Annotated in this window: 12 protein-coding genes; 10 read left to right on the forward strand and 2 right to left on the reverse strand. The window is 61.8% G+C overall.

Annotated elements, in window-relative coordinates:
• Nucleotides 1–258 precede the first annotated feature (258 nt).
• Genes ACOWVD_RS22245 through baeR form a run of 6 tightly spaced genes read left to right on the forward strand, consistent with a single transcriptional unit; the run spans nucleotide 259 to nucleotide 11,244 of the window.
• On the forward strand, nucleotides 259–1,512 hold the full coding sequence (locus ACOWVD_RS22245; RefSeq protein ID WP_049239902.1) for an MdtA/MuxA family multidrug efflux RND transporter periplasmic adaptor subunit: 1,254 nt from the start codon (nucleotides 259–261) through the stop codon (nucleotides 1,510–1,512).
• Nucleotides 1,512–4,631, forward strand: coding sequence for an MdtB/MuxB family multidrug efflux RND transporter permease subunit (locus ACOWVD_RS22250; RefSeq protein WP_049239886.1), 3,120 nt, complete (start codon nucleotides 1,512–1,514; stop codon nucleotides 4,629–4,631). Before ACOWVD_RS22245 ends, ACOWVD_RS22250 begins: the two co-directional genes overlap by 1 nt.
• On the forward strand, nucleotides 4,628–7,708 hold the full coding sequence (gene mdtC, locus ACOWVD_RS22255) for a multidrug efflux RND transporter permease subunit MdtC (protein ID WP_049239887.1): 3,081 nt from the start codon (nucleotides 4,628–4,630) through the stop codon (nucleotides 7,706–7,708). Before ACOWVD_RS22250 ends, mdtC begins: the two co-directional genes overlap by 4 nt.
• A gap of 10 nt (nucleotides 7,709–7,718) precedes the next feature.
• Nucleotides 7,719–9,149, forward strand: a complete 1,431-nt coding sequence (mdtD, locus tag ACOWVD_RS22260; protein WP_049239888.1) for a multidrug transporter subunit MdtD — start codon at nucleotides 7,719–7,721, stop codon at nucleotides 9,147–9,149.
• Nucleotides 9,146–10,528 carry a two-component system sensor histidine kinase BaeS gene (baeS, locus tag ACOWVD_RS22265; protein WP_004941570.1) on the forward strand — a complete coding sequence of 461 codons (1,383 nt, stop codon included), beginning with the start codon at nucleotides 9,146–9,148 and terminating at the stop codon, nucleotides 10,526–10,528. The genes mdtD and baeS overlap by 4 nt, the downstream gene beginning before the upstream one ends.
• On the forward strand, nucleotides 10,528–11,244 hold the full coding sequence (gene baeR / locus ACOWVD_RS22270) for a two-component system response regulator BaeR (RefSeq protein WP_004941568.1): 717 nt from the start codon (nucleotides 10,528–10,530) through the stop codon (nucleotides 11,242–11,244). The genes baeS and baeR overlap by 1 nt, the downstream gene beginning before the upstream one ends.
• 7 nt (nucleotides 11,245–11,251) lie before the next feature.
• On the opposite strand, the gene ACOWVD_RS22275 is transcribed toward baeR, so the two are convergent.
• Together ACOWVD_RS22275 and ACOWVD_RS22280 are read right to left on the reverse strand one after the other, a co-directional pair.
• On the reverse strand, nucleotides 11,252–11,641 hold the full coding sequence (locus ACOWVD_RS22275) for a type II toxin-antitoxin system VapC family toxin (RefSeq protein ID WP_049239890.1): 390 nt from the start codon (nucleotides 11,639–11,641) through the stop codon (nucleotides 11,252–11,254).
• Between the two features lie 3 nt (nucleotides 11,642–11,644).
• Nucleotides 11,645–11,908: an antitoxin gene (locus ACOWVD_RS22280; protein ID WP_004941563.1), complete on the reverse strand. Its 264-nt coding sequence runs from the start codon at nucleotides 11,906–11,908 to the stop codon at nucleotides 11,645–11,647.
• A gap of 337 nt (nucleotides 11,909–12,245) precedes the next feature.
• Here ACOWVD_RS22280 and ACOWVD_RS22285 point away from each other — a divergent pair, with 337 nt between their 5' ends.
• From ACOWVD_RS22285 to manD, 4 genes are all read left to right on the forward strand, one after another.
• Entirely contained in the window at nucleotides 12,246–12,584 is a 339-nt protein-coding gene (locus ACOWVD_RS22285; RefSeq protein ID WP_004941561.1) for a YegP family protein, read from the forward strand.
• Nucleotides 12,585–12,762: 178 nt separating this feature from the next.
• Nucleotides 12,763–14,115 (forward strand): tRNA 5-hydroxyuridine modification protein YegQ, encoded by a 1,353-nt coding sequence (yegQ, locus tag ACOWVD_RS22290; protein WP_004941558.1) that lies wholly within the window; start codon nucleotides 12,763–12,765, stop codon nucleotides 14,113–14,115.
• 467 nt (nucleotides 14,116–14,582) lie between these two features.
• Entirely contained in the window at nucleotides 14,583–15,488 is a 906-nt protein-coding gene (yegS, locus tag ACOWVD_RS22295) for a lipid kinase YegS (RefSeq protein ID WP_004941555.1), read from the forward strand.
• Nucleotides 15,489–15,656: 168 nt separating this feature from the next.
• Nucleotides 15,657–16,871 (forward strand): D-mannonate dehydratase ManD, encoded by a 1,215-nt coding sequence (manD, locus tag ACOWVD_RS22300; RefSeq protein WP_049239892.1) that lies wholly within the window; start codon nucleotides 15,657–15,659, stop codon nucleotides 16,869–16,871.
• The last annotated feature ends 2 nt before the right edge of the window (nucleotides 16,872–16,873 follow it).

Below are 16,873 nucleotides of genomic sequence, written 5' to 3' on the forward strand. Positions count from 1 at the left end.
GGGTTAAATGATTTGCCTGTTAATTATTAGCGCCAAATGCAGGAAATCGTTAAAACGGATTGGCTATAAGCCGGAATAAATCACTTATAAACATAGCACGCGCAAATCACCCACTTATTAAGACAATGCTGACGGTTCCTCCATATTTCCTTCATTTTTATGCCGTCTTCGCTGGCTAAACTAGTATCCTGTAAGGAGTGTCATTTTTGTGGCAATGAGTGCCCGCGCCCCTGCCTTTTGGAGAGAATTTTCACCACCATGAATGCAAAACCCCAACGTCGTTCCCTGCTTCTGCGCCTGCTGGCTGTGGCGATTGCGATCATCGTCGCCGTTCTGGCCTGGCGCCATTTCAGCGCAGCCCAACCGACCGCCGGGACGACGCCGGGCGCGCACCAGGCCGCCGGTAAAACGGGAGCGGGCCGCGCGGCGGGCGGCAGACGCGGCGCACCAATGTCGCCGGTGCAGGCGGCGACAGCCACGCAACAAACCGTGCCGCGCTATCTTTCCGGCTTGGGCACCGCCACCGCCGCCAATACCGTGACCGTCACCAGCCGGGTCGATGGCCAGCTGATGGCGATCCACTTTACCGAAGGCCAGCAGGTCAAAGCCGGTGATCTGCTGGCGGAGATCGATCCCCGGCCGTTCCAGGTGCAGCTGACCCAGGCTCAGGGGCAGTTGGCAAAAGATCAGGCCACGCTGGCCAACGCCCGACGCGATCTGGCGCGCTATCAGCAGTTGGTGAAAACCAATCTGGTTTCCCGTCAGGAGCTGGATACGCAGGCCTCGCTGGTGCAGCAAACCGAAGGCGCCATCAAAGCCGATCAGGGCGCGGTCGACAGCGCCAAACTGCAGATCACCTACAGCCGCATCACTGCGCCAATCGACGGCCGCGTCGGCCTGAAACTGGTCGACGTCGGCAACTACGTCACCAGCGGCAGCACCACCGGTCTGGTGGTGATCACGCAGACGCACCCGATCGACGTAGTGTTCACGCTGCCCGAAGGCAACATCGCCGATCTGCTCAAGGCGCAAAAAGCCGGGCCGGTGAGCGTCGAAGCCTGGGATCGCACCAACCAGAACAAGCTGACGACCGGTTCGCTGCTGAGCCTGGACAACCAAATTGATACCGCCACCGGCACCATCAAGCTGAAAGCGCGTTTCGCCAACGAAGATGACGCGCTGTTCCCCAACCAGTTCGTCAACGCGCGGCTGCAGGTGGATACCCTGCACGATGCGGTGGTGATCCCGACCGCCGCGCTGCAGATGGGCAACGAAGGCAACTTCGTCTGGACGCTCAGCGAAGACAACAAGGTCAGCAAACATCGGGTCACCGCCGGCGTGCAGGACAGCCGGCAGGTGGTGATCAGCGCCGGCCTCAACGCCGGCGATCGGGTGGTGACCGACGGCATCGATCGCCTGACCGAAGGCATGCAGGTGGAAGTGCTCGCGCCGAACGACGCGCCTGCGACGTCAAAAGCCAAGCGCGAACCTGACGTTCAGAGGAAGTCCTGATGCAGGTGATGCCTCCCAACGCCGGCGGCGGTCCGTCCCGCCTGTTTATTCTGCGTCCGGTCGCCACCACGCTGCTGATGGTGGCGATATTGCTGGCGGGGATTATCGGCTATCGCGCGCTGCCGGTATCCGCGTTGCCGGAAGTGGACTACCCCACCATCCAGGTGGTGACGCTATACCCCGGCGCCAGCCCGGACGTGGTCACCTCCGCCATTACCGCACCGCTGGAACGCCAGTTCGGCCAGATGTCCGGCCTGAAGCAAATGGCGTCGCAAAGCGCCGGCGGCGCCTCGGTGGTGACGCTGCAATTCCAGCTGACGCTGCCGCTCGACGTCGCGGAGCAGGAAGTGCAGGCGGCGATCAACGCCGCCACCAACCTGCTGCCGAACGATCTGCCCTACCCGCCGATTTACAGCAAGGTTAACCCCGCCGATCCGCCGATCCTGACGCTGGCCGTCACCTCCACCGCCATGCCGATGACGCAGGTGGAAGACATGGTGGAAACCCGCGTGGCGCAAAAAATTTCTCAGGTGACCGGCGTCGGCCTGGTGACCCTGGCCGGCGGCCAACGCCCGGCGGTGCGCGTAAAATTAAACGCCGCGGCGGTCGCCGCCTATGGCCTGAACAGCGAAACCATCCGCGCCGCCATCAGCAACGCCAACGTCAACTCGGCGAAAGGCAGCCTTGACGGCCCGACCCGATCGGTCACCCTGTCCGCCAACGACCAAATGAAATCCGCCGACGACTATCGCCAGCTGATCGTCGCCTATCAAAACGGCGCGGCGATCCGCCTGCAGGATATCGCCACCATCGAACAAGGGGCGGAAAACACCCGGCTGGCGGCCTGGGCCAACCAGCAGCAGGCGATCGTGCTGAACATCCAACGCCAGCCCGGCGTCAACGTCATCACCACCGCCGACAGCATCCGCGAAATGCTGCCGACGCTGATTAAAAGCCTGCCCAAGTCGGTCGACGTTAAGGTGTTGACCGATCGCACCACCACCATCCGCGCCTCGGTCAGCGACGTGCAGTTCGAGCTGCTGCTGGCTGTCGCGCTGGTGGTGATGGTGATCTACGTGTTCCTGCGCAACGTGCCGGCGACCATTATCCCCAGCGTGGCGGTGCCGCTGTCGCTGGTGGGCACCTTCGCCGCCATGTACTTCCTCGGCTTCTCCATCAACAACCTGACGCTGATGGCGCTGACCATCGCCACCGGCTTCGTGGTGGACGACGCCATCGTGGTGATCGAGAACATCTCGCGCTACATCGAGAAAGGGGAAAAGCCGCTCGACGCCGCGCTGAAAGGGGCCGGCGAGATCGGCTTCACCATCATCTCGCTGACCTTCTCGCTGGTGGCGGTGCTGATCCCGCTGCTGTTCATGGGCGACATCGTCGGCCGCCTGTTCCGCGAGTTCGCCGTCACGCTGGCGGTAGCGATTTTGATCTCCGCCGTGGTGTCGCTGACGCTGACGCCGATGATGTGCGCGCGCATGCTCAGCCACGAATCTCTGCGCAAGCAGAACCGTTTTTCCGCCGCCTCCGAACGCTTTTTCGAGCGGGTGATCGCGCGCTACGGCCAGTGGCTGAAAACGGTGCTTAACCATCCCTGGCTGACGCTTGGCGTGGCCGTGGGCACCCTGGCGCTGACGGTGCTGCTGTACCTGCTGATCCCGAAAGGTTTCTTCCCGGTGCAGGACAACGGCATCATTCAGGGCACGCTGGAAGCGCCGCAGAGCGTCTCGTTCAGCAACATGGCCGAGCGCCAGCAGCAGGTCGCGGCGCAGATCCTCAAAGATCCGGCGGTGGAAAGCCTGACCTCGTTCGTCGGCGTCGACGGCAGCAACGCCACGCTCAACAGCGGCCGGCTGCAGATCAACCTGAAACCGCTGAGCGAACGCAGCGACCGCATTCCGGCGGTCATCAGCCGTTTGCAGCAGCAAACGGCGCAGTTCCCCGGCGTGAAGCTGTACCTGCAGCCGGTGCAGGATCTGACCATCGATACCCAGGTCAGCCGCACCCAGTACCAGTTCACCCTGCAGGCGATGTCGCTGGACGATCTCAGCCTGTGGGTGCCGCAGCTGATGGATGAGCTGAAGCGCACCCCGCAGCTGGCGGACGTCACCAGCGATTGGCAGGATCAGGGGCTGGTGGCCTACGTCAACGTCGATCGCGATTCGGCCTCGCGCCTCGGCGTCACCATGAGCGACGTGGACAATGCGCTGTACAACGCCTTCGGCCAGCGCCTGATCTCCACCATCTACACCCAGGCCAACCAATACCGCGTGGTGCTGGAGCACGACGTCAGCGCGACACCGGGGCTGGCGGCGCTCAATGAGATCCGTCTGAGCGGCAAGGACGGCGCCGTGGTGCCGCTGAGCGCCATCGCCAAAATCGAAGAGCGCTTCGGCCCGCTGTCGGTCAACCATCTCGATCAGTTCCCATCGGCCACCGTTTCGTTCAACGTCGCCGACGGCTACTCGCTCGGCGAAGCGGTGGACGCGGTCACCCAGGCGGAAAAAAATCTCAACATGCCAAGGGACATCACCACCCAATTCCAGGGGGCGACCCTGGCCTTCCAGGCGGCGCTCGGCAGCACGCTGTGGCTGATTTTGGCGGCGGTAGTGGCGATGTACATCGTGCTGGGCGTGCTGTATGAAAGTTTCATTCACCCGGTGACCATCCTCTCCACCCTGCCGACCGCCGGGGTTGGCGCGCTGCTGGCGCTGATGATGGCCGGCAGCGAGCTGGACGTGATCGCCATCATCGGCATCATCCTGCTGATCGGCATCGTGAAGAAGAACGCCATCATGATGATCGACTTCGCGCTGGCGGCGGAACGCGAGCAGGGCTTATCGCCGCGCGACGCCATCTATCAGGCCTGCCTGCTGCGTTTTAGGCCGATCCTGATGACCACGCTGGCGGCCCTGCTCGGCGCGCTGCCGCTAATGCTGAGCACCGGCGTCGGCGCGGAGCTGCGGCATCCGCTCGGCGTCTGTATGGTCGGCGGTTTGATCATGAGCCAGATCCTGACGTTATTCACCACGCCGGTGATCTACCTGCTGTTTGACAAACTGGCGCGCAACACGCATCGCCAGCCGGATACGCAGGAGCTGCCGTGAAATTCTTCGCCCTGTTCATTCACCGGCCGGTGGCCACCACCCTGCTGACGCTGGCCATCGCCATCAGCGGCGCGATCGGCTTTCGCCTGCTGCCGGTGTCGCCGCTGCCGCAGGTGGATTTTCCGGTGATTTCGATCAGCGCGTCGCTGCCGGGCGCCTCGCCGGAAACCATGGCGTCCTCGGTGGCAACGCCGCTGGAGCGCGCACTGGGCCGCATCGCCGGGGTTAACGAAATGACCTCGATGAGCTCGCTCGGCAGTACCCGGGTCATTTTGCAGTTCGATCTCGATCGCGATATCAACGGCGCCGCGCGCGACGTGCAGGCGGCGATTAACGCCGCGCAAAGCCTGCTGCCGACCGGCATGCCGAGCCGCCCCAGCTACCGCAAGGTCAACCCATCCGACGCGCCGATCATGATCCTGACGCTGACCTCGGACACCTACAGTCAGGGGCAGCTTTACGATTTCGCCTCCACCCAGCTGGCGCAGAAGATCAGCCAGACCGAGGGCGTCGGCGACGTTTCCGTCGGCGGCAGCTCGCTGCCGGCGGTGCGGGTGGAGCTGAACCCTTCGGCGCTGTTCAATCAGGGCGTGTCGCTGGACACCGTACGGCAGGCCATCGCCAACGCCAACGTGCGCCGCCCGCAGGGCGCCGTGGAAAACCCGCAGCAGCGCTGGCAGATCCAGGCCAACGACGCGCTGAAAACCGCCGATGCTTATCGTCCGCTGATCATTCATTACAACAACGGCTCGGCGGTGCGTTTAGCCGACGTGGCCGAGGTCAAAGACTCGGTGCAAGACGTGCGCAACGCCGGGATGACCGACGCCAAACCGGCGATCATTCTGGCCATCAGCCGCGCGCCGGACGCCAACATCATCGAAACCGTCGATCGCATTCGCGCCGAACTGCCCGCCCTGCAGGAGAATATCCCGGCTTCGATTCAACTCAACGTCGCGCAGGATCGTTCGCCGACCATCCGCGCGTCGCTGGCCGAGGTGGAGCAGTCGCTGGCGATCGCCATCGGGCTGGTGATCCTGGTGGTGTTCATCTTCCTGCGCTCCGGGCGCGCCACGCTGATCCCGGCTGTCGCCGTACCGGTGTCGCTGATCGGCTCGTTCGCCGCCATGTATCTGTGCGGGTTCAGCCTCAACAACCTGTCGCTGATGGCGTTGACCATCGCCACCGGCTTTGTGGTGGACGACGCCATCGTGGTGCTGGAAAACATTTCCCGCCACGTCGAGGCCGGCATGAAACCGATCAACGCCGCGCTGCTGGGCGCGCGGGAGGTCGGTTTCACCGTGCTGTCGATGAGCGTTTCGCTGGTGGCGGTGTTTATCCCGCTGCTGCTGATGGAAGGCCTGCCCGGCCGGCTATTCCGCGAGTTCGCCGTCACTCTGTCGGTGTCGATCGGGCTGTCGCTGATCGTCTCGCTGACGCTCACGCCGATGATGTGCGCCTACCTGCTGCGCCACCAGCCGCCGCGTTCGCAGCGGCGGGCGCGCGGCTTCGGTAAAATGCTGCTGGGGCTGCAGCAGGGCTACGGGCGCTCGCTGAACTGGGTGCTCGGCCACTCGCGCTGGGTGCTGGCGGTGTTCCTCGCCACCGTTGCGCTCAACGTTTGGCTGTATATCAGCATCCCGAAAACCTTCTTCCCGGAACAGGATACCGGGCGTCTGATGGGCTTTATCCAGGCCGACCAAAGCATTTCGTTCCAGGCGATGCGCGGCAAACTGGAAGACTTCATGAAAATCGTGCGCGAAGATCCGGACGTGGAAAACGTCACCGGTTTTACCGGCGGTTCGCGCACCAACAGCGGTTCGATGTTCATCTCACTGAAACCCCTGTCGGTACGCAGCGACGACGCGCAGAAAGTGATCGCCCGCCTGCGCGCCCGCCTGGCCAAAGAACCGGGCGCCAGCCTGTTTCTGATGGCGGTGCAGGATATCCGCGTCGGCGGCCGGCAGGCCAACGCCAGCTATCAATATACGCTGCTGGCGGACGATCTCGCCGCGCTGCGCGAATGGGAGCCGAAGATCCGCGCCGCACTGGCCGCATTGCCCGAGCTGGCGGACGTCAACTCGGATCAGCAGGATAAAGGCTCGGAGATGGATCTGGTCTACGATCGCGAAACCATGGCGCGCCTCGGCATTTCGGTGTCCGACGCCAACAACCTGTTGAACAACGCCTTCGGCCAGCGACAGATTTCGACCATCTACCAACCGCTCAACCAATACAAAGTCGTGATGGAAGTGGCGCCGCCCTACACCCAGGACGTGAGTTCGCTGGACAAAATGTTCATCATCAACAACGAAGGCAAAGCGATACCGCTCTCCTACTTCGCCAGTTGGCGGCCGGCCAACGCGCCGCTGTCGGTCAACCATCAGGGGCTGTCCGCCGCCTCGACCGTCTCCTTTAATCTGCCGGACGGCGGCAGCCTGTCGGACGCCACCGCCGCGGTCGAGCGCACCATGACTCAGCTCGGCGTGCCGTCTACGGTGCGCGGCGCGTTCGCCGGCACCGCCCAGGTGTTCCAGGACACCCTGAAGTCGCAGCTGATCCTGATCCTGGCGGCGATCGCCACGGTGTACATCGTGCTCGGCGTGCTGTACGAGAGCTATATCCATCCGCTGACCATCCTTTCCACGCTGCCTTCCGCCGGCGTGGGGGCGCTGCTGGCGCTCGAGCTGTTCGGCGCGCCGTTCAGCCTGATCGCGCTGATCGGCATCATGCTGTTGATCGGCATCGTGAAGAAAAACGCCATCATGATGGTCGACTTCGCGCTCGAGGCGCAGCGCAACGGCGGCATCAGCGCCCGCGAGGCGATTTTCCAGGCCAGCCTGCTGCGTTTCCGGCCGATCATGATGACCACGCTGGCGGCGTTGTTCGGCGCGCTGCCGCTGGTGCTGACCCGCGGCGACGGCGCGGAGCTGCGCCAGCCGCTCGGCATCACCATCGCCGGCGGCCTGGTGATGAGCCAACTGCTGACGCTGTACACCACCCCGGTGGTCTACCTTTACTTCGACCGGCTGCAGGCGAAGTTCCGCCGCAACAAGCAACTGGCCCCGCTGCCCCATTAATGGCCGACCGATGCTGATGAAACACGCCGCCACCGTACGCTGGCAACTCTGGATAGTGGCATTCGGCTTCTTTATGCAGACGCTGGATACCACTATCGTCAACACCGCCCTGCCCTCGATGGCCGCCAGCCTGGGGGAGAACCCGCTGCGCATGCAGTCGGTGATCGTCTCCTATGTGCTGACGGTGGCGGTGACGCTGCCGGCCAGCGGCTGGCTGGCGGACAAGGTCGGCGTACAGCGGGTGTTTTTCAGCGCCATCGTGCTGTTTACCCTCGGCTCCCTCCTCTGCGCCCGTTCGGAAACCCTGAACGAGCTGATCGCCTCGCGCGTGATTCAGGGCGTCGGCGGCGCGATGATGGTGCCGGTCGGGCGCCTGACGGTGATGAAGATCGTGCCGCGCGAGCAGTACATGGCGGCGATGACTTTCGTGACGCTGCCAGGCCAGATCGGCCCGCTGATGGGGCCGGCGCTGGGCGGTTTCCTGGTGCAATACGCCAGTTGGCATTGGATTTTCCTGATCAATATTCCGGTGGGCATCGTGGGCGCCATCGCCACGCTGCTGCTGATGCCCAACTACCAAATGCAGACCCGCCGCTTCGATCTCAGCGGCTTTATCCTGCTGGCGATCGGCATGGCGTCGCTGACGCTGGCGCTCGACGGCCATAAAGGCATGGGGCTGTCCGGCGGCGCCATCGTCGGTCTGGTGGCGCTGGGCGCAGCGGCGCTGTTGGGGTATGTTTGGCATGCCTACGGCAATAGCCGCGCCCTGTTCTCGCTGCGGCTGCTGCGCACCCCGACCTACAAAATCGGGCTGCTGGCCAGCCTGCTGGGGCGCATCGGCAGCGGCATGTTGCCGTTCATGACGCCGCTGTTCCTGCAGGTGGGCATGGGTTTCACGCCGTTCCACGCCGGGCTGATGATGATCCCGATGATCATCGGCAGCATGGGCATGAAGCGCATCGTGGTGCAGGTAGTCAACCGCTTCGGCTACCGCAACGTGCTGGTGGCCGCCACGCTGCTGCTGGCGCTGGTCAGCCTGAGCTTCCTGCTGGCGGCGATGCTCGGCTGGCTGTGGCTACTGCCGGTGGTGCTGTTCTTCCAGGGGATGATCAACTCACTGCGCTTCTCGGCGATGAACACCCTGACGCTGAAAGATCTGCCGGACCGGCTGGCCAGCAGCGGCAACAGTCTGCTGTCGATGGTCATGCAGCTGTCGATGAGCCTCGGCGTCAGCGTCGCCGGCATCTTGATCGGCAGCTTCGCCCATCACCAGGTGGTGGCCGATAGCCCGGCCATCCACAGCGCATTTATTTACAGCTACGGCTGTATGGCGTTGATTATCGCTCTGCCCGCGCTGGCCTTCGCGCGCGTGCCGGCCGATAGCGCGCCCAACCGCACGCTGACCAAAGAGCCGGGTACCGGCTCAACGAGGTTACAATGAGGATAGGCATTACCGGAAAACTGTTCCTGGCCATTTTCGCTACCTGCATGCTGGTGTTGATCACCATGCATTGGGGGGTGCGCGTCAGCTTTGAGCGCGGCTTTATCGATTACATCAAGAGCAGCAACGAGCAACGCATCAACATGCTGAGCGAAGCGCTGGAGGAACAGTACAGCCATCATGGCAACTGGATATTCCTGCGCAACAACGATCAGGTGGTCTACCAGATCATGCGTTCGTTCGAGCAGAATAGCGACAGCAGCCACAATCTGCCGCCCAAGGGGTGGCGCACCCAGTTTTGGGTGGTGGACAGCCAGTTCAATCGCTTGGTCGGGCATTCGGGCCCCTTGCCGAAGGAGGGGCCGCGCCACCCGATCCGCTACAACAACGAGATCGTCGGCTGGGTGCTCACCACCCCGGTCGAGCGCCTGACGCGCAATACCGACATCAACTTCGATCGCCAGCAGCGGCGCACCAGCTGGATTATCGTCGCGCTCTCCACCCTGTTGGCGGCGGCGGTGACCTGGCTGCTGTCGCGCGGCATGCTGGCCCCGGTCAAGCGCCTGGTGGCGGGCACCCACCGCCTGGCGGCGGGCGATTTCACCACCCGCGTGGCGGTCAGCAGCCAGGATGAACTGGGCAGGCTGGCGCACGACTTCAACCAGTTGGCCACCTCGCTGGAAAAAAACGAGCAGATGCGCCGCGCCTTTATGGCCGACGTATCACATGAGCTGCGCACGCCGCTGGCAGTGCTGCGCGGCGAACTGGAGGCGCTGCAGGACGGCGTGCGCCAGCCGACGCCGGCGTCGCTCAGTTCGCTGCAGGCCGAGGTATCCACCCTGACCAAGCTGGTCGACGACCTGCACCAGCTGTCGCTCTCCGATCTCGGCGCGCTGGCCTACCGCAAGGCGTCGGTGGACTGCGTGCACCTGGTGCAGATCGCCGTCGCCGCCTTTCGCGAACGCTTCCGCGCCAAAGGGCTGGAGATCGTCACCCATCTGCCGGCCCAGGCGCCGCTGTTCGGCGATCCCGATCGCCTGAACCAACTGTTCAATAACCTGCTGGAAAACAGCCTGCGTTACACCGACGCCGGCGGCCGGTTGGAGATCGGCGTCGAACTGCAGCCGGGGCGGCTGCTTCTTTACTGGCAGGACAGCGCGCCGGGCATCAGCGATCAGCAACTGACGCGCATTTTCGAACGTTTCTACCGGGCGGAAGGTTCACGCAACCGCGCCAGCGGCGGTTCCGGGCTGGGGTTGGCGATCTGCCACAACATCGTGGAAGCACACGACGGGAAAATCCGCGCCGAGCATTCGCCTTTAGGCGGCGTGCGCATTACAGTAGAATTTGCTACCCCGATAAAAAATAAGGCGCCCTGATGGACATTCAGAATCAACCCGTGCAGATCATGATTGTTGAAGATGAGCCCAAGCTGGGCCAGTTGCTGGTGGATTATCTCCAGGCGGCGGGCTACGCCACCCGCTGGCTGACCAACGGCAATGAGGTGGTGCCGACCGTGCACCAGCATCCGCCGGCGCTGATCTTGCTCGATCTGATGTTGCCGGGGGCCGACGGCCTGACGGTGTGCCGCGAGCTGCGCCGCTTCAGCGACGTGCCCATCGTGATGGTGACGGCGAAAATCGAAGAGATTGACCGCCTGTTGGGGCTGGAGATCGGCGCCGACGATTACATCTGCAAACCCTACAGCCCGCGCGAAGTGGTGGCGCGGGTGAAAACCATCCTGCGCCGCAGCTATCGGCCACAGGAGAACGCGCGGGAAGATGATCTGCTGCACATCGATGAACCGCGCTTCCAGGCCAGCTATCAGGGGCAGTTGCTGGATCTGACGCCGGCGGAGTTCCGCCTGCTGAAAACGCTGGCCAGCCAGCCGGGCAACGTGTTTTCACGCGAGCAGCTGCTGAACAACCTGTACGACGACTACCGGGTGGTCACCGACCGCACCATCGACAGCCACATCAAAAACCTGCGCCGCAAGCTGGAACTGATCGATGGGGAAAAATCCTTTATCCGCTCGGTATACGGCGTGGGCTACCGCTGGGAAGCCGAGCCCTGCCGGCTGATGAATGGGGTTTAGGGGGAAATCAGCGCGTCCAGTCTTCAACCGCCAACCCGGGCACCATGGCGAATGCGCGATCGTTGGTCACCAGCGTCGCGCCACGGCTCTGCGCGTGAGCGGCGATCAGTTGATCCATCGCGCCCATGATTTTGCCCTTTCTCTCCATGTTTGCCCGCATTTCACCGTAGCAGCGGGCGGCCTCGCTATCCCATGCATAGACCGTCACCGCAGCAAGAAAGGCCTCGACCATGTTTTGCAACGCCTTGTTCCGCCGTTTAGCCACACCGTAACGCAGTTCCGCCTCCGTGACGCTGGAAATACATACGGCAGAAGGCGGGAGCTTTTCCATGACGTTAAGCACCTGCGGATGCTGCCGAAACAAGTGGCTGACGGTGTTGGTATCAAACATGTACATCGCCTACTCTTCCTCTGAGAAGGGATCGCGGTCGGCAACCCCTTGCTGACGATCTTCCGCGCCAAGAAACTCTTGCGGCACCGGCGTTTGGGCGATAATGCTCAGCAGCGGTGCCCAGCTGTCCGGCTTTGCCGGATATTTGGATAAAATCACGTTGCCCTCCCGATCGCGACGGATATAGACACGATCCGTATCAAATTCAAATTCCACCGGTAACCTCACCGCCTGATTTCTGCCGTTTTTAAACAGCTTTGCGATCCTTTCCATCTCGACACCTCCACAGCAGGCATAGGCCAAAGCATATGCCTGTAGCGTGTCGATGCCAAGATGTATCGCTCATTTTTCATCCACATTGACGAAACGGCCAAACAGTAACGCACAATCTCACGGGGTGACACCCTGTTCCCCTCGTTATGCGGCGCACTGCGCAATCACGCCTTCTCCCTTAGCTTCCCGTGCGGCGCTGTGCCTCTCGGGCGAAAACTCCGCGCCGGCGCAAAAAAACTGCGCATTTTTTCAACTAAGCTGCTGTGAGGTTTAGCCGCCGATTTTCAAGCGATTGGCTACACTTACATCACGAATCGGAACCTACAGGAGAAGAACCATGGCAATCGGTCATTACGAGCTGAAAAAAGCAAAGAACGGACAGTACCACTTCAACCTGAAAGCCAGTAACGGCGAGATCATTCTGGCCAGCGAGATGTATGCCAGCAAAGCCTCGGCGGAGAACGGCATCGCCTCGGTGCAGACCAATTCACCGCACGAAGCGCAATACGAACTGAAGCACAGCGCCAGCAATCAGCCCTACTTTGTGCTGAAAGCCAAGAACCATCAGGTGATCGGCGTCAGCGAAATGTACAGCTCCGAAAGCGCGGCCAAAAACGGTATCCAGTCGGTGATAAAAAACGGCCCGACCACCGATATCCGCGATTTGAGCGCCTGATCCCCCGTTTCACCCGCGCGGTGGCGGCCACCGCGCGTTTTCCGTTTGACCGGGATCAATCTCCCTTGAATAAATCCGGTTAACTGCTGATTTCTTGCCGCGCTGCGGCTACAATCCCCCGCTTTTACTGCGCCATCAGGTGGCGTGGTGCTGACCTGAAATCAGACCGAGACACACTATGTTTACACCAGAACTTCTCTCCCCGGCCGGCACGCTGAAAAATATGCGTTACGCCTTCGCCTACGGCGCCGATGCGGTTTACGCCGGCCAGCCGCGCTACAGCCTGCGGGTGCGCAACAACGAGTTCAACCACGAGAATCTGGCGCAGGGCATCAACGAAGCGCATGCGCTGGGCAAAAAGTTCTACGTGGTGGTGAACATCGCCCCGCACAACGCCAAGTTGAAAACCTTCCTGCGCGATCTGAAGCCGGTTATCGATATGGGCCCGGATGCGCTGATCATGTCCGATCCCGGCCTTATCATGATGGTGCGCGAAGCCTTCCCGCAGATGGACATCCACCTGTCGGTGCAGGCCAACGCCGTTAACTGGGCGACGGTGAAGTTCTGGAAGCAAATGGGCCTGACCCGCGTGATCCTGTCGCGTGAACTGTCGCTGGAAGAGATCGCCGAGATCCGCGCCGAAGTGCCGGACATGGAGCTGGAGATCTTCGTCCACGGCGCGCTGTGCATGGCCTACTCCGGCCGCTGCCTGCTGTCCGGCTACATCAACAAGCGCGATCCCAATCAGGGCACCTGCACCAATGCCTGCCGCTGGCAGTACAAAGCGGAGGAAGGCAAAGAGGACGACACCGGCAATATCGTGCACCTGCACGAGCCGATCCCGGTGCAAACCGTCGAGCCGACGCTGGGCATCGGCGCGCCGACCGACAAGGTGTTCATGCTGTCTGAAGCGCAAAAGCCAGGCGAATATATGAGCGCCTTCGAGGACGAACACGGCACCTATATCATGAACTCCAAGGATCTGCGCGCCATCCAGCACGTGGAGCGTCTGACGCAGCTCGGCGTGCATTCGCTGAAGATCGAAGGGCGCACCAAGTCGTTCTACTACTGCGCCCGCACCGCTCAGGTCTATCGCCGCGCCATCGACGACGCGGCCGCCGGCAAACCGTTCGATCCGACCCTGCTCACCACGCTGGAAGGCCTGGCGCACCGCGGCTATACCGAGGGCTTCCTGCGCCGCCACGTGCACGAAGCGCAGCAGAATTACGACTACGGCTCCTCGCTCTCCGAGCGCCAGCAGTTCGTCGGCGAATTCACCGGCGTGCGCCGTGATGGCTGGGCGGAAGTCGACGTGAAGAATAAGTTCGCGCTCGGCGACAGCGTCGAAATGATGACGCCGGGCGGCAACGTGGTGTTCACCCTCGAGAGCATGCAAAATAAGAAAGGCGAATCGATTGAGGTGGCGCCGGGCAACGGCCATATCGTTTATTTGCCGATCCCGCAGGATATCGATCTCAATTATGCGTTGCTGATCCGCAATTTGGCGGAAGAAAATAGCGCCGGGGCATAAAAATGAATCGCCGTCATTCGGCGGCGATTTTTAGCAAATATTAGAATTGGATCACATCAATGCGCGCGCAGCTTGGTTACTATCACGCTGCTTAAAACGAACAACGAAAATATTTGCATAGCAATACTAGGAACCACCTCCTTAGCCGGCCCAATCTCCCTTGGGCTGGCTTTTTCTTTATGGGTGCGCCTATTTTTTTCCACCATGCCTATTTCCATAACTTATTCCCGTTATCCGTTTTAATAATAATAATCACGCCGCTTCGATATATAAATAACGCTACAGCGATTAATCCTCGCTTCTTTAACACTTCGCTTATTTCTGCGTAAAATTCAGATAAATTCGCCTTGCTTCATATTCACTGAGCGTCGGCAAATAACCGGAATTAGCTGAATATTCTGATGGCCTGGTGGCAGCAGCTGGTTTATCTTGAGGCATTCTTGGTTTTCCGCCGGAGGATATCGGCAATGCCTCAACACTCACATGCGTCCGCCCTGCTTATCATCAACGGCAAAGGCGCCGGTAACGAAGAGCTGCGTCAGGCGGTCAACCGGCTGCGCAAAGAACAGATAACGTTGCACGTGCGCGTCACCTGGGAGCACGGCGATGCCGCACGCTATGTCGCGGAAGCCGCGCAGCTCGGCGTCGGCACCGTCGTCGCCGGCGGCGGTGACGGCACCATCAACGAAGTGGCCGCCGCGCTGGTGCAACTGCCGGCGCACAACCGGCCGGCGCTGGGCATCCTGCCGCTCGGCACCGCCAACGACTTCGCCATGGCCTGCAACATTCCCCTCTCGCCCGAGCAGGCGCTGCAGCTGGCGATCAAGGGCCGCTCGGTGCCTATCGATCTGGCGAAGGTCAACGGCGAGCGCTACTTCATCAACATGGCCACCGGCGGCTTCGGCACCCGTATCACCACTGAAACGCCGGAGAAGCTGAAAGCGGCGCTGGGCGGCGTGTCCTACTTCGTTCACGGCTTGCTGCGCATGGATACGCTGCAGGCCGACCGCTGTGAAATCCGCGGGCCGGACTTCCGCTGGGCCGGCGAAGCGCTGGTGATCGGCATCGGCAACGGCAAACAGGCCGGCGGCGGCCAGGAACTGTGCCCCAGCGCGCTGATCAACGACGGCCTGCTGCAGCTGCGCCTGCTGATCGCCGATGAACTGCTGCCGGCGCTGGTCGCCGCCCTGTTCAACGACGAAGAGAGCAACAGCATCCTCAGCGCGGCGCTGCCGTGGCTCGAGATCGACGCGCCGCATGAGATGACTTTCAACCTCGACGGCGAACCGCTCAAAGGCCGCCATTTCCGCATCGAAGTGTTGCCGCAGGCCATCGAATGCCGCCTGCCGCCTAACTGCGCCCTGCTGGGCTGACCTTGTCGGGCGCAGCCGCTGCGCCCCGCTTCTTCCCCTCTGTTCACCCGCTTCCGCGCACGATCAAATGTGATCCTCTCCGGCAAATTCATTAATTCATACTTGTATGGTAGTTAGTTCATGGCGTATTTTCGCGCTATCTCTCCGCAGCTACAGGATGTGAAGGTTATGAAAATCGTCAACGCCGAGGTGTTCGTCACCTGCCCGGGGCGCAACTTTGTCACGCTGAAAATCACCACCGATGACGGCATCATCGGCCTCGGTGACGCCACGCTGAACGGGCGCGAATTGCCGGTGGCCTCTTACCTGAAAGATCACCTCTGCCCGCAGTTGATCGGCCGCGACGCGCAGCGGATCGAGGACCTCTGGCAATTCTTCTACAAAGGCGCTTACTGGCGGCGCGGCCCGGTGACCATGTCCGCCATTTCCGCCGTCGACATGGCGCTGTGGGACATCAAGGCCAAGGCCGCCAACATGCCGCTGTATCAGCTGTTGGGCGGTGCCTCGCGCTCGGGAGTGATGGTGTATTGCCATACCACCGGCCACTCGATCGACGAAGTGCTCGACGACTACGCCAAACATAAAGAGCAAGGCTTCAAGGCGATCCGCGTTCAATGCGGCGTGCCGGGCATGAAAACCACCTACGGCATGGCCAAGGGCAAAGGCCAGGCCTATGAGCCGGCCACCAAGGGCGAGTGGCCGGAGGAGCAGCTGTGGTCGACGGAAAAATACCTCGACTTCACCCCCAAACTGTTCGATGCGGTGCGCAACAAGTTCGGCTTCAACGAACACCTGCTGCACGACATGCACCACCGCCTGACGCCAATTGAAGCGGCGCGCTTCGGTAAAAGCGCCGAACCGTATCGCCTGTTCTGGATGGAAGATCCGACGCCGGCGGAAAATCAGGCCTGTTTCCGCCTGATCCGCCAGCATACCGTCACGCCGATCGCTGTCGGCGAGGTGTTCAACAGCATCTGGGACTGCAAACAGCTGATCGAAGAACAGCTGATCGACTACATCCGCACCACCCTGACGCACGCGGGCGGCATTACCGGCATGCGGCGCATCGCCGACTTCGCCTCGCTGTATCAGGTGCGCACCGGTTCACACGGCCCTTCCGATCTGTCGCCGATCTGCATGGCGGCGGCGCTGCACTTCGATCTGTGGGTGCCGAACTTCGGCGTGCAGGAATACATGGGCTATTCCGAGCAAATGCTCGAGGTGTTCCCGCACAGCTGGACGTTCGACGACGGCTATATGCATCCGGGCGACAAGCCGGGCATCGGCATCGAGTTCGATGAGAAGCTGGCGGCCCGTTACCCCTATGAACCGGCCTACCTGCCGGTCGCGCGTCTGGAGGATGGCACCTTATGGAACTGGTAAAC

It is taken from the genome of Serratia sp. SA088, assembly GCF_049065515.1.
Classification (GTDB): Bacteria; Pseudomonadota; Gammaproteobacteria; order Enterobacterales; family Enterobacteriaceae; genus Serratia; species Serratia nematodiphila.